The sequence below is a fragment of the Mesorhizobium sp. WSM1293 genome (genome assembly GCF_000513875.1).
GTDB lineage: Bacteria > Pseudomonadota > Alphaproteobacteria > Rhizobiales > Rhizobiaceae > Mesorhizobium > Mesorhizobium ciceri.
Map to the genome: position 1 here is coordinate 168,317 of NZ_AZUV01000008.1, position 12,326 is coordinate 180,642.

A 12,326-nucleotide genomic window follows, 5' to 3' on the forward strand; every position below is an offset into this window, starting at 1 on the left:
GCTTTGCGAAGCAGGAACACCGATGCGACAGGTACTGACCTCTTTTCTGACCTTGCACTGGACGATTGTTTTCGCCCTGCTTGCGCTCATCTGCATCGACGGAAACCGTGGTGTGGCGGCGGCGCTCGGCGTGATCGGTGCCACAATCGAGGGTACCCGCTTCGTCAACCTCGACAATTTCGTTGTCGTGGCGCCGCTTGCCACCGCATTGCTGGTCGTCGCGGTTCTGTTTTTCTGGGCCTTTGTCGAAGCCCTGGTCAACGACGCGACCAGCCCGGACGCCGACAGCGTTGCCCGCATCGCCTTCATCTGCGCGTCCGGCGTGTTGTCGCTGATCGTCATCGGGGGTGCTGCGCAAGGCATAAACGGGCTGTTCATGGCTGTTGCCGTGCAGCTGGCAGCACTTCTGGCATCCTATGTCGCCATGCTTGCCGAACGGCGGTCCGTGGTTGCGGCAGCGGCTTCGGGCGAAGGCGAGATCCATGCCGTCGCGCACGGCATGGCAAAAGCCGCAGCCCACAATTCGCTGCTTTCACTCATATCAGGCCGAACGGTGTCCAAAACCGGCTCCAATCCCAGGGGAGGCCGCTGATGCGCTACATCTTCGGATTCTGGGCGGCGCCGATGGCGATTTTCTGGGGCTGGTTCTATCTGTCGGCCAATGACATCAATTTCGGCTACGCGATGCTCAGCCGACAGATGCACGACTTCTTCTTCCAGCTCTACGGTCAGATGCTCGGCATCGATCCGGCGATCATCCCCGGCATGGTGGCGAAGACGTGCGTCTTCGACGGGTTGCTGCTGATGGCGCTTTGGGCATTCCGCCGTCGCCGCGAAATCGCCGGCTGGGTCAGACAGCGCTGGGCGGGTCCGGTTCCGTTCGAGCGGATGCGTGGAGCGACTGAAGCCGGTCCAAAACTCCCTGCAGAATAAACGCGGCTGCCGCCGAATCGATCTTGCCGGCGCGTTTGCGGCGCGAGAAATCCATCTCGATCAGCGTCCTTTCGGCTGCGACCGTCGATAGCCTCTCATCCCAGAGCACGAAGGGCAGGTCGCTTATCTGCGCCATGTTGCGGACGAAAGCGCGAGATTTCTGCGCACGCGGACCTTCCGAGCCGTCCATGTTGATCGGCAGCCCAATCACCACGGCGCCGGCATTCTCCTTCTGCAGCAAGGCGAGCAGCACCGCCGCATCGAGCGAAAATTTCCTTCGCATGATGACCGGACGCGGATGGGCGAAGGAAAACCTCTGGTCCGAGACCGCGACGCCGATCGTCTTGTCGCCGAGGTCAAGCCCCGCCAGCGTCTTGCCGCCGGCTAACCGCGCCGGCAATTCTTCGATCGTGATAATGCCCACCGGCCGTCCTTCGCCTTTCACCACCAGGTGTTTTGTCAAACGCGCGGCGGACAAGTAACCCTTTGATCTCGGGGCCATTGGCGTTCTATCCTTTGGCAAGTCAAAAATCGAGGAATGCATTCATGAAACTGACCTGGTACGGCCACTCGGCCTTTCGGATCGATACCGCTGATGCCAAGATCCTCATCGACCCCTATCTGATAGGCAATCCGTCATGGACGGGTGGCTGGGAGGGCCCGGCTGAGGGTGTCACGCATGTGCTGCTGACGCATGGCCACAGCGACCACATCAGCGGCGCGGTGGAGGTGCTCGGCAAAAGCGGCGCCCAGCTCGTCGCCAATTTCGAGATCTGCATGTATCTGGTCGGCAAGGGCGTCAGCGACAAGAAGATCAATCCCGGCAACATCGGCGGCACCGTCGATTGCGGCAGCTTCACCACCACTTTTGTCCAGGCGCTGCACTCATCCTCGTTCCCGGGCGAGGGCGGCCAGAACACCTATCTCGGCAATCCGGGCGGCCTCGTCCTGCATTTCGCGGAAGACAAAACGCTCTATCACATGGGCGACACCGACATCTTCTCCGACATGGCGCTGATCAACGAGTTGCATGAGCCGAAGATAGGCCTGGTGCCGATCGGCGACCGCTTCACCATGGGCGGCGCGGTGGCGGCACTTGCCTGCCGGCGCTTCTTCAAATTCGACACCGTGGTGCCCTGCCACTTCGGCACGTTTCCGATGATCGACCCGACCGCCGATAAGTTCGAGGCCGGCCTGGAAGGATCCGGTGTAAGGGTGGCGTTGCCGAAAATCGGTGAGACGATTACGATCTAGAAACAGCTAAAGTGGAATAAATCCATGGTATTGGGGCGATCTCTTTGCGTTTCCATGTTTGTCGCGGCGTCGCCCGCGGTCGCCGCGGATGATTTCATCGAAGGCGTCTACCTTCAGTCCGAAGAGCTTTGCACGCAGGCCAAAAAGGACACGCTGCAAACGCTGATCGACGCCGGCAACATCGTGCTTTCGGCGCACGGCCTGCAGAGCGTCGAATACAATTGCGAGTTTCTGCAGGTCAGCAAGGCGACCGCTTCGCCGAGCTGGGCGGTGACGGCCCTCTGCCAGGAACCAGGCTATGTCTTCCCGGATGTCCTCTCGGTGACGCAAATGAATGAGAAGCAGATCGATCTCGTGTCGGTCCGGCCCGTCAACGACGAAAGCGAAGCAAGCGGCAACAGCGGCAGCTACTATTTGTGCGAGGGCGTTGCCCTGCCGTAGACATCATCCTGTGCGTGGATCGATGGCCGAAGACTAGGCCGCCGCCGCAGCCTGGTCTCTCGCACGATGCATGTTGCGCAGCGCGCGCGGCGCCGCTATAGCCCGAACTGGTTTTCCCCGAGGCAAAAACATGTCCGTAGATCTTCAGACAGTGAAGCGCGTCGCGCATCTCGCCCGCATTGCGGTGAGCGAGGAAGATGCCGAACGGATGACCGGCGAGCTGAACGCCATTCTGGGCTTCGTCGAACAGCTGAATGAGGTCGATGTTTCCGGCATCGAACCGATGACCTCGGTGACGCCGATGGACATGAAGAAGCGTCAGGACGTTGTTACTGACGGCGGCAAGGCAGCTGACATCGTCGCCAACGCGCCGGCGACCGAAGAGAATTTCTTCCTCGTGCCGAAGGTCGTGGAGTAACCGGCCGATGGCAATCGACATCGCCATTGAAACGCCACTGCAGGACGACGTGCGCGGCCTGGTCGAGGAACTCAACCAGACCTTGCTCGAACTGACGCCGCCGGAGCATTGCTACCATCTGACGGTCGAGCAGATGGCTGGTGAGGACACGACTGTCTTCATCGCCCGCGACAACGGCATGGCCATTGGCTGCGGTGCGCTGAAACGCCATGACGGCGCTGTCGGCGAGGTCAAGCGCATGTACACGCGGCCCTCGCATCGCGGGCAGAAGATCGGCGCGAAAATCGTCGAGCAGGTCGAGGCGCTGGCGCGCAACGAGGGGCTGAAGCGCCTGGTGCTGGAGACGGGCGACCGTCACCCCGCGGCGTGGACCGTCTACGAACGCGCCGGGTTTTCGCGTTGCGGCCCGGTGCTGGATTATCCCGATTCCGAGTGGTCGGTGTTTTACGAAAAGAGCCTTTGATGAGCGACCTGACCCAGCTGACGATTTCACAGGCCCGCGCCAAGCTGCACGGCAAGGAAATCACCGCGACCGAGATCACCGAGGCCTATCTCTCGGCCATCGATCGCGCCAATCCCGCGCTCAATGCCTATGTCGCGGTGACAGGCGACAAGGCGCGCGACATGGCCAAGGCGTCCGACGCAAGGCTGGTCAAGGGCGAGGGCGGTGCGCTGGAAGGCATCCCGCTCGGAATCAAGGACCTGTTCGGCACCGAAGGCGTCCATACGCAGGCCTGCAGTCATGTGCTGGACGGGTTCAAGCCGCGCTACGAATCGACCGTTACGTCAAATCTGTGGGCCGACGGCGCCGTCATGCTCGGTAAACTCAACATGGACGAGTTCGCCATGGGCTCGTCCAACGAGACGTCCTACTATGGCCCGGTCATCAATCCGTGGCGGCGCTCGCGCCTAGACACGGTGGTGATGCCGACGACGCATCAGGGTGATGGCGGCTTCGTCTCGGCCGGCGGCACCAGGACCGCGCGCAGCCTGGACAATGCGCAGCTGGTGCCGGGCGGTTCTTCCGGCGGTTCGGCAACCGCAGTGTCGGCCTTCCTGTGTGCCGGCGCGACCGCGACGGATACTGGCGGCTCGATCCGCCAGCCGGCCGCCTTCACCGGCACGGTCGGCATCAAGCCGACCTATGGCCGCTGCTCGCGCTGGGGCATCGTCGCCTTCGCCTCGTCGCTCGACCAGGCCGGCCCGATCGCTCGTGACGTGCGCGATGCCGCGATCCTGCTGAAGTCGATGGCCTCCGTCGATCCGAAGGACACGACGTCGGTCGACATGCCGGTACCGGACTATGAGGCCGCGATCGGCAAGCCGATCAAGGGCATGAAGGTCGGCATTCCCAGGGAGTACCGCGTCGACGGCATGCCCGAAGAGATCGAAGCGCTGTGGCAGAAGGGCATTGCCTGGCTGAAGGACGCCGGCGCCGAGATCGTCGATATTTCCCTGCCGCATACGAAATACGCGCTGCCCGCCTATTACATCGTGGCGCCCGCCGAGGCTTCGTCCAATCTCGCCCGCTACGATGGCGTCCGCTACGGCTTGCGCGTGCCGGGCAAGGATATCGTCGACATGTATGAGAAGACCCGTGCCGCCGGTTTCGGCCGTGAGGTCAAGCGCCGTATCATGATCGGCACCTATGTGCTGTCGGCCGGCTATTACGACGCCTACTATCTGCAGGCGCAGAAGGTGCGCAATCTGATCAAGCGGGATTTCGAGACTGTCTTCGCCGCCGGCGTCGATGTCATCCTGACCCCGGCAACGCCATCCGCCGCCTTCGGCATCGCCGACGAGGACATGGCTGCCGATCCGGTCAAGATGTACCTGAACGACATCTTCACCGTCACGGTGAACATGGCCGGCCTGCCGGGCATCGCTGTGCCCGCCGGGCTCGACGCCAAGGGTTTGCCGCTCGGGCTTCAGTTGATCGGCCGGCCGTTTGACGAGGAAACCCTGTTCCAGACCGCTGCCGTCATCGAGCAGGCCGCGGGGACGTTCCAGCCGGAGAAGTGGTGGTAGCATGCCGCCCCCGTCTCGCATTTCCATCGTCGAGACGGAAGACGAACTGCTGATAACCAACCCACCGCGCATCTCGGATTTCAGGATGGGCTTCGTCCTGGTTGGGGCCGCGATCGTTGCCTACACCGGCTACATGGGATTGACCGACACGTCGCCCGCAAACGTCGCCAGCGGCACTCTCGGACTGCTGTCGTTCACTGCGATCATTGCCCTCTTCACCTACTTCCTCGGCAAGGATTTCATGTGGCTGGTGTTCGGCAAAGAAACCCTGCGGCTAACCGACGTGGCAGCCGTGCGCGACGTCAGGGGTTTTGTGCGAAATCGTTCCTCATTGCCTTTGAAAGGGCACCTTGAGGCCGAAATCCTCGACCATACCTATCCAACGGATGAAGCGGGGCTGTCGGAAGTCATCAGGTTGACCAACACCAACGGCGTCCTTGTTTTCGGCAGGGAGTTGAGCCGGCCCGAGGCCGAGGCTGTGACAAGTGCCGTCGAGCACTTCATCGGTCGTGAGAATTCGAGCCGACGATAGGCAGCCAATGTTCTTCTACCTTTCCAAGATCTTCTGGTTCTTCATCCAGCCGCTCAACCTGGCGATCTTCCTGCTGCTGGCGGGACTGCTCGCGGTCACGATCGGGCGCCGACGGTTAGCGGCCGCCGGCAGCGTGCTGGCATTTTTGATCCTTGCACTGTCAGCATGGACGTCGCTCGGCGCCATGATGCTCAATCCGTTGGAAGAGCGCTTTCAACGGCCGCCGCTGCCGGAAAAGGTCGACGGCATCGTCGTGCTCGGCGGCGGCTTCGAGGGCGCCATCAATCTGGCGCGCGGCGGCTATGAGCTGAACAGCAGCGGCGATCGGATGGTCGAGACCGCGATTCTCGCCCGGCGCTTTCCCACCGCCAAGGTGGTCGTCTCCGGCGGCACCGGCGCGTTGTTTCTCGATGGCGAGGGCGATGCCGCAACCGCGCCGCGCCTGCTCACGGCGCTTGGCGTGGCGGCCGACCGTATGATCCTGGAGAACAAGTCCCGCAACACCTATGAGAACGCGGTCTTCACCAAGGAGTTGGTAACGCCGAAGCCCGGCGAGACCTGGCTGCTGGTGACCTCGGCCTTCCATATGCCGCGCGCCAAGGCGCTGTTCGACAAGGCCGGCTTTGCAACCGTTCCATGGCCGGTCGACTATCGCACCTCGGGACGGGAAGGCGTCGGCCTGTTCCGCGACAATCCAGCCGATTCGCTGCAGGCCACCACCATGGCCATCCGGGAATGGATCGGGCTTTTTGCCTACTGGCTGTCAGGCCGGATCGATCAGCCTTTTCCGGGTGGCTGACCGATCACCGCCTGCCTGGCCGCCGAGAAGAACTGGCGCCGCACCAGCACCGCCAGCAGCAACAGCGTCGACAACACGAACACCATGGGGTCGACGAACCAGCCGAGATAACCGATCGAGAAGAACACGCCGCGCAGGCCGGAGTTGAAGTGCTTTCCGGCCAGCATGTTCATTTGCGCCGCACGCCACACCGCCGTTTCGGTGACCGGATTGCGCGAGGCTTCGCCATGCGGGATTGGCACGGCGCCGATCAGGATCGTGCAATAATTGAACAGCCGGTACGCCCAGCCGAATTTGAAGAACGAAAACGCCAGGATCAGCACCAGCCCAAACACCTTTATCTGGAAGGCCGCGCGCGACGGCGCGCCACCCAGAGGCAGGTCGCTGAGCACTTCAAGAACCCGGTCGGACGCGCCGAGCAGGGCAAAGCAGCCGCCGATCGCGATCAGCGAGCTGGAGGCGAAGAAGGCGGTGCCTTGCTGCAGCCCGCTCATGATGGCGGTGTCGACGATGCGGATCTCGCGCTCGGCCATGGTCCGCATCCAGGCTTGCCGCTGTGCATTCATCGCCGTCGTCAGCGACATCCGGCTGACAAGCTTGCCGTCGGAGGCAAACGTGTGCAGCAGCCACGCGACGAGGAAGAAGGCCAGCGCCGCGAGATCGGCTGTCGAAAGATCGAGGGAATCGCCCATGGCCTGAATTTATCACATTCAGGGCGATCGCTTCGATGTCCGCATTCAGCGATCGTGCCAATGTCGCTGCCGGAGCAAACAAGGTCGGCGGGTGCAGCGCCGCGATTTCCAAAAGAGCGGAAACATCGTGGGAATTCCTATATGTAGTCCTCGACCTGACTCCAGGAGACAACGCCGCGTGTTCCTTTCGGTTTTCGACCTGTTCAAGATCGGCATAGGACCCTCGAGTTCGCACACGATGGGACCGATGACCGCCGCGGCGCGGTTTCTCGACGAGGTCGCGGGAAATGACTGGCCGCGCCCGGCGGGTGTGAAGGTCGACCGCCTTGGCGCCAGCCTGCACGGGTCACTCGCCTATACCGGCATCGGCCACGGCAGTGACCGCGCCGTCATGCTCGGCCTTGCCGGTCTGACGCCGCAGACGGTCGATCCCGACCAGGCCGATGGCATTGCCAGCCGCATCGCCGCCGAAAAGCGCATTTCGCCGCCCGGCCATCCCACCTATCGCTTCGATCCGGCCACCGATCTGGTGCTGGACCGCAAGACGCCGCTCACCGGACACGCCAACGGCATGGCGTTCTACGCCTATGATTCCGGCGGCCGCCTGCTGCTCAAGCGCATCTATTATTCGATCGGCGGCGGCTTCGTGGTTTCCGAAGAGGAACTGCAGCGGATGAAGGCCAAGGGATCGGTGACGACGGAAGGCAAGAAAGTGCCTTATCCGTTCAAGAATGCGGTCGAGATGCTGGCCATGGCCAGCAAAAGCGGCCTTTCCATCGCCGACATGAAACGCGTCAACGAGGAGACGCAGATGACGCGCGAGGCGCTCGACGCCGGCCTCGACGGCATCTGGAGCGCCATGAAAGGCTGCATCGACCGTGGCCTGTCGCAGGACGGCATCATGCCGGGCGGGTTGAAGGTGCGCCGCCGTGCCCGCATGCTGCATGACAAGCTGCAGGAGCAATGGCAGCAGAACAAGCCCAATCCCTTGCTCGCCAATGACTGGCTGTCGATCTACGCCATGGCGGTGAACGAGGAAAACGCCGCTGGCGGCCGGGTCGTCACAGCGCCGACCAACGGTGCGGCCGGCACGCTGCCGGCGGTGCTGCGCTACTGGCTGCATTTCCATCCCGAGGCGGACCAGCCGAGCATTCGTGATTTCCTGCTGACGGCTGCTGCCGTCGGCGGCATCATCAAGACCAATGCTTCGATCTCCGGCGCCGAAGTCGGCTGTCAGGGCGAGGTCGGGTCGGCATCGGCAATGGCGGCGGCCGGCCTGTGCGCCGTCATGGGCGGTACGCCCGAGCAGGTCGAGAATGCCGCCGAGATCGCGCTCGAACACCATCTCGGCATGACCTGCGATCCGGTTGGCGGGCTGGTGCAGGTGCCGTGCATCGAGCGCAATGCGCTGGGCGCGGTCAAGGCGGTGACGGCAGCGTCACTGGCCATCAAGGGCGACGGCACCCATTTCGTACCTCTCGATGCAGCGATCGAGACCATGCGCCAGACCGGCCTCGACATGAACGAGAAGTACAAGGAAACCAGCCTGGGTGGGCTCGCCGTCAATGTCGTGGAATGCTGAAGGCTGGCCTAAACTGCCACTGTGGAGAAGTCGATCCGGTCGTTGACGCGTCCGCATGCGGGACTAACCTTAAGCGATGTCTCTCAATCTCATAAAACTCTGTGTCGGCTGCGACAGCGTCGAAGATCTCGAGGAGTGGATCGCCTTCCGCCTCGACGAGCGGCGGCGCGCCGGTGAGCCGGTCGAGCAATATCACACCACGCGCATGATGCCGACGCGCGGCGCCGAGGTCACCGATGGCGGTTCGCTCTATTGGGTGATCAAAGGAAATGTGCAGTGCCGCCAACTGATCACCGAGATCCGGCCGTTCACCGATAGTGAAGGCATCGGCCGCTGCCACCTGATTCTCGACCCGAAGGTTGTTCGAACCGACTGGCAGCCGCGCCGGGCCTTTCAGGGCTGGCGCTATCTGAAGCCGGCCGACGCGCCGCTCGATCTGGGCAAGGGCAAGGCCGGACTGATCGAGATGCCGCCGAAACTCAGGCGCGAGCTTGCCGATCTCGGCCTGCTCTGACCTCAGGTGGCATCACCGTCTGGCCCTTTGTGCCACCCGATGTGGGGCTTGCAAGCGATGTGGCAACGCCACATCTTGTTTTTTATGAGCGATAAGAAGCAACCTGTGCCAGCGAGGACCAATCCTGCGCCGATCAAGCCTCAATCCAACGCTGGCGAGATCGACGCCTTCATTCGCCAGGCGAGGACACTTGCCGCATCGGCGACCGGTTCGGGCAGGCTGATCCTTGCTCTCGACGCGACGATGAGCCGCCAGCCGACATGGGATCTGGCCTGCACGCTGCAGGGCCAGATGTTCGACGCCGTCGGCAAGGCAGGAACCCTCAGCGTGCAACTGGTTTATTTTCGCGGTCTTGGCGAGTGCCGTTCGTCCGCTTTCGTGAGCGACACCAATGCCTTGAAGCAGCTGATGACGCGGATCGAGTGCCGCAGCGGTCATACCCAGATCGGCAAGGTGCTGGCGCATGCGTTGAAACAGACGGCAACCGCTAAGGTCAATGCGCTGGTCTATATCGGCGATGCGATGGAAGAGGATATCGACGATCTGGCCGAAAAGGCCGGCAGCCTCGGCCTTCATGGCGTTCCTGTCTTCGTCTTTCAGGAAGGCCATGATTCCAGCGCGGAAAAGGCGTTCAAAGAGGTTGCGCGGCTGTCCAAGGGGGCCTGGTTCCGGTTTGATCGGCGGGCTGCCGCGACCCTGGCCGGACTGCTTTCGGCTGTCGCCGTGTTCGCGACCGGCGGGTTGAAGGCGCTCGAAGCCAGAGGCAGGCCGGAAGACCGGCTGATGATCGAGCATCTGCGGGGCGGCGGAAAATAATGGGCGCAATCATCGCTTTTGTAGCGTTGCTTTTGCTGCTGCTCGGCGCGGTGACGATCTTTCTGCGTGCCGAGCCAGCGAAACTGGCGGGCACGCTGCGAACGCTCGGGCCGGCTCTTCTGGCAGTTGTCGGCGTCGCCGTGCTGGTGGTCGGCCGTGAAGGCATCGGCGGCATGATCCTCACCGCGGCAATTGCCTGGTATGGTTCCATGCGAATGAAACGCCAGCCGGCGGGGCTTGCACCGGGCAAACGCTCGACGGTGCGCACAGCGGCATTGGAAATGGAGCTCGATCACGATACCGGCGGCCTCGAAGGACTGGTCCTGGCTGGCCGCCACGAAGGCAAGATGCTTGGCGCGATGGGGCTGATGGAATTGCAGCATCTCTACCGCGAACTCTCCGGTGATCCGGAGAGCCGGCAGTTGCTAGAGACGTATCTTGACGGCAGATTTCCCGTCTGGCGCAAAAACACTGAGACGAACGGTGGCGAAGGGCTGGGTGTTGCGCCAGGTCCGGGCGCCATGACTAAGGAGGAGGCCTACAAGGTCCTTGGTCTTGAAGCGGGGGCCGCCGCGGCGGATGTCCGCAAGGCGCACCGCCGCCTGATGCAGCGCCTGCACCCCGATGTCGGCGGCACGTCTTTCCTGGCGGCGCGGATTAACGAAGCCAAGGACGTCTTGCTCTCCAATCACAACTAGTCTCCTTCGACGCAGAATTTTTCCGGGAGATGATTTCCACGCCGTCCTACTGCTGGACGGCGTAGCACTCGATGTTCTTCTTCTTCAAAGCGGTGCAGGCCTTCCAGGCGGCGGTCTTCGAACCGAAGCCGCCGAAGCGGGCGCGGTAGTAGGTGACGCCGTCCTTGTCGAAGGCGACGGTGAAGCCGGAGGCGTCGGCCAGCACCTTGGGCGCCTGCTTGGTGGTCTTGTCGAGGAAGGCCTGTGCCTCGGACTGCTTTGGCGACGAGGCGACCTGAATGGCCCAGCCCGACGGCACCGACGCCGTGTTGACCGGGTCGACGGCCGCTGGCGTTGGCTCGGCATAGGCAGCGACGACCTGGGCCGTCGCGACCTGGGGAGCTGAAACGATGACGGTCTTGACCTTTCTGGTCTTGACGACGGGGGCTGCTTCTTCGGCCTGCGGGGTATCGTCTTCCGCGACCGTGGCGTCCTCGGCGACGGTGGCGTCGTCCTGCGCCACAACAGGCTTGTCATCGGGCGTCGGAGCGTCATGCTTGGGCAGGAGAACCTGGGCGAGGGCGGTGACCGGGTTGTTGCCGCCGGCCTTGGCCACCAGATCGCCACCGCCGCGAGTCGATGCCCTCGGCAGATAGGTGTTGATCAAGCTGGCCATCTGATTGTCGCGGCTGCGGCCGGAACTGCCGCCCATGACCACGCCGACGATGCGGCGATTGCCGTCGGAAACCGACGAGACGAGGTTGAAGCCGGAGGCGCGGGTGTAGCCTGTCTTGATGCCGTCGACACCCTTGATGCGTCCGAGCAGGCGATTGTGACCGTTGATGCGCTGACGCCCGTAGAGAAAGGAGCGCTGCGAGAAATAGCCGTAATACTGCGGAAAATGCTCGCGCAGCGCGATGCCGAGGGTCGCCATGTCGCGCGCGGTGGTGAACTGGCCAGGGTCTGGCAGGCCATTGGCGTTGCGGAACACGGTGCCGTTCATGCCCAGCGCACGCGCCTTGGCGGTCATCATGCGGGCAAAAGTGGTTTCATTGCCGCCGAGCATTTCGCCGAGCGCGGTGGCCGAGTCGTTCGCCGACTTGGTGACGATCGACAGGATCGCGGTCTCGACCGTGACCGAACCGCCCGGCTTCACGCCAAGTTTCGTCGGCGCCTCGGCGGAGGCCTTGGCGGAAAACACCACTGGCGTATTCCTGCTGATCTTGCCCTTCGCCATCGCTTCGAAGGTCAGGTACAGCGTCATCATCTTGGTCAGCGAAGCTGGATAGCGCCTGCCGTTGGCATCTGCGGAGTAAAGCACCTTGCCAGTCTTGGCATCCACGACGATGGCCGCCTGCTTGGCCGCCAGCGACGAGGCAACGTCTCCAAAAACGAATGTCATCGCCAAGGCGATGATCATCATCGTTTTGAGAGGGGAGGTGGATTTGGAAACGATGCCCAACAACGCCTTACGCACTGGTACTTCCCTTGGATTTCTTCGTTGCGTTGGAGGCGGCAAAGGGTCCTGCCTCGCTTCCGGCCAAGCTACCGGCGCAGCGTTACCAATCCGTTTATGGTAACCGCCGCGTTCACCATTTTCTTCGTGCTTGAAGCTCTCTTTATTCGATTTTTAGCCATTG

General features: G+C 62.6%; 16 protein-coding genes. 13 read left to right on the forward strand and 3 right to left on the reverse strand.

The window, feature by feature from the left end; all coding sequences use genetic code 11:
- Window positions 1-22 precede the first annotated feature (22 nt).
- Together M729_RS0110650 and M729_RS0110655 are read left to right on the forward strand one after the other, a co-directional pair.
- The gene (locus tag M729_RS0110650; RefSeq protein WP_013531792.1) at window positions 23-592 is read left to right on the forward strand and encodes a hypothetical protein; all 570 of its coding nucleotides are present in this window, start codon (window positions 23-25) and stop codon (window positions 590-592) included.
- Window positions 592-933 carry a DUF6105 family protein gene (locus M729_RS0110655; RefSeq protein ID WP_013531791.1) on the forward strand — a complete coding sequence of 114 codons (342 nt, stop codon included), beginning with the start codon at window positions 592-594 and terminating at the stop codon, window positions 931-933. The genes M729_RS0110650 and M729_RS0110655 overlap by 1 nt, the downstream gene beginning before the upstream one ends.
- Here M729_RS0110655 and ruvX read toward each other — a convergent pair.
- Window positions 851-1,357 (reverse strand): Holliday junction resolvase RuvX, encoded by a 507-nt coding sequence (gene ruvX / locus M729_RS0110660; RefSeq protein ID WP_027161539.1) that lies wholly within the window; start codon window positions 1,355-1,357, stop codon window positions 851-853. The genes M729_RS0110655 and ruvX overlap by 83 nt on opposite strands.
- A gap of 122 nt (window positions 1,358-1,479) precedes the next feature.
- Between ruvX and M729_RS0110665 the strand changes: the two genes are divergently transcribed.
- From M729_RS0110665 to M729_RS0110695, 7 genes are all read left to right on the forward strand, one after another.
- On the forward strand, window positions 1,480-2,187 hold the full coding sequence (locus M729_RS0110665) for a metal-dependent hydrolase (protein WP_027161540.1): 708 nt from the start codon (window positions 1,480-1,482) through the stop codon (window positions 2,185-2,187).
- A 24-nt stretch (window positions 2,188-2,211) separates the two neighbouring features.
- Window positions 2,212-2,628, forward strand: a complete 417-nt coding sequence (locus M729_RS0110670; protein WP_027161541.1) for a hypothetical protein — start codon at window positions 2,212-2,214, stop codon at window positions 2,626-2,628.
- Between the two features lie 130 nt (window positions 2,629-2,758).
- The gene (gatC, locus tag M729_RS0110675; RefSeq protein ID WP_013531787.1) at window positions 2,759-3,046 is read left to right on the forward strand and encodes an Asp-tRNA(Asn)/Glu-tRNA(Gln) amidotransferase subunit GatC; all 288 of its coding nucleotides are present in this window, start codon (window positions 2,759-2,761) and stop codon (window positions 3,044-3,046) included.
- Between the two features lie 7 nt (window positions 3,047-3,053).
- Window positions 3,054-3,509 (forward strand): GNAT family N-acetyltransferase, encoded by a 456-nt coding sequence (locus tag M729_RS0110680; RefSeq protein WP_013531786.1) that lies wholly within the window; start codon window positions 3,054-3,056, stop codon window positions 3,507-3,509.
- Window positions 3,509-5,074 carry an amidase family protein gene (locus tag M729_RS0110685; protein ID WP_027161542.1) on the forward strand — a complete coding sequence of 522 codons (1,566 nt, stop codon included), beginning with the start codon at window positions 3,509-3,511 and terminating at the stop codon, window positions 5,072-5,074. The genes M729_RS0110680 and M729_RS0110685 overlap by 1 nt, the downstream gene beginning before the upstream one ends.
- A gap of 85 nt (window positions 5,075-5,159) precedes the next feature.
- On the forward strand, window positions 5,160-5,606 hold the full coding sequence (locus M729_RS0110690; RefSeq protein ID WP_245267553.1) for a hypothetical protein: 447 nt from the start codon (window positions 5,160-5,162) through the stop codon (window positions 5,604-5,606).
- Between the two features lie 7 nt (window positions 5,607-5,613).
- Window positions 5,614-6,405: a YdcF family protein gene (locus M729_RS0110695; protein ID WP_024503482.1), complete on the forward strand. Its 792-nt coding sequence runs from the start codon at window positions 5,614-5,616 to the stop codon at window positions 6,403-6,405.
- On the opposite strand, the gene M729_RS0110700 is transcribed toward M729_RS0110695, so the two are convergent.
- Entirely contained in the window at window positions 6,384-7,097 is a 714-nt protein-coding gene (locus tag M729_RS0110700) for a DUF599 domain-containing protein (RefSeq protein ID WP_027161543.1), read from the reverse strand. The two genes, M729_RS0110695 and M729_RS0110700, sit on opposite strands and share 22 nt — an antisense overlap.
- 178 nt (window positions 7,098-7,275) lie before the next feature.
- On the opposite strand from M729_RS0110700, the gene M729_RS0110705 reads away from it, so the two are divergent.
- The 4 genes from M729_RS0110705 (at window position 7,276) to M729_RS0110720 (ending at window position 10,707) form a co-directional block, all read left to right on the forward strand.
- Window positions 7,276-8,679: an L-serine ammonia-lyase gene (locus M729_RS0110705; RefSeq protein WP_027161544.1), complete on the forward strand. Its 1,404-nt coding sequence runs from the start codon at window positions 7,276-7,278 to the stop codon at window positions 8,677-8,679.
- A gap of 76 nt (window positions 8,680-8,755) precedes the next feature.
- The gene (locus tag M729_RS0110710; RefSeq protein WP_027161545.1) at window positions 8,756-9,193 is read left to right on the forward strand and encodes a DUF1489 family protein; all 438 of its coding nucleotides are present in this window, start codon (window positions 8,756-8,758) and stop codon (window positions 9,191-9,193) included.
- An 84-nt stretch (window positions 9,194-9,277) separates the two neighbouring features.
- Window positions 9,278-10,009: a hypothetical protein gene (locus M729_RS0110715; RefSeq protein WP_027161546.1), complete on the forward strand. Its 732-nt coding sequence runs from the start codon at window positions 9,278-9,280 to the stop codon at window positions 10,007-10,009.
- Window positions 10,009-10,707: a DnaJ domain-containing protein gene (locus M729_RS0110720; RefSeq protein ID WP_027161547.1), complete on the forward strand. Its 699-nt coding sequence runs from the start codon at window positions 10,009-10,011 to the stop codon at window positions 10,705-10,707. The genes M729_RS0110715 and M729_RS0110720 overlap by 1 nt, the downstream gene beginning before the upstream one ends.
- Window positions 10,708-10,753: 46 nt before the next feature.
- Here M729_RS0110720 and M729_RS0110725 read toward each other — a convergent pair whose 3' ends face one another.
- Entirely contained in the window at window positions 10,754-12,163 is a 1,410-nt protein-coding gene (locus tag M729_RS0110725) for a D-alanyl-D-alanine carboxypeptidase (RefSeq protein WP_013531777.1), read from the reverse strand.
- Window positions 12,164-12,326: the final 163 nt, after the last annotated feature.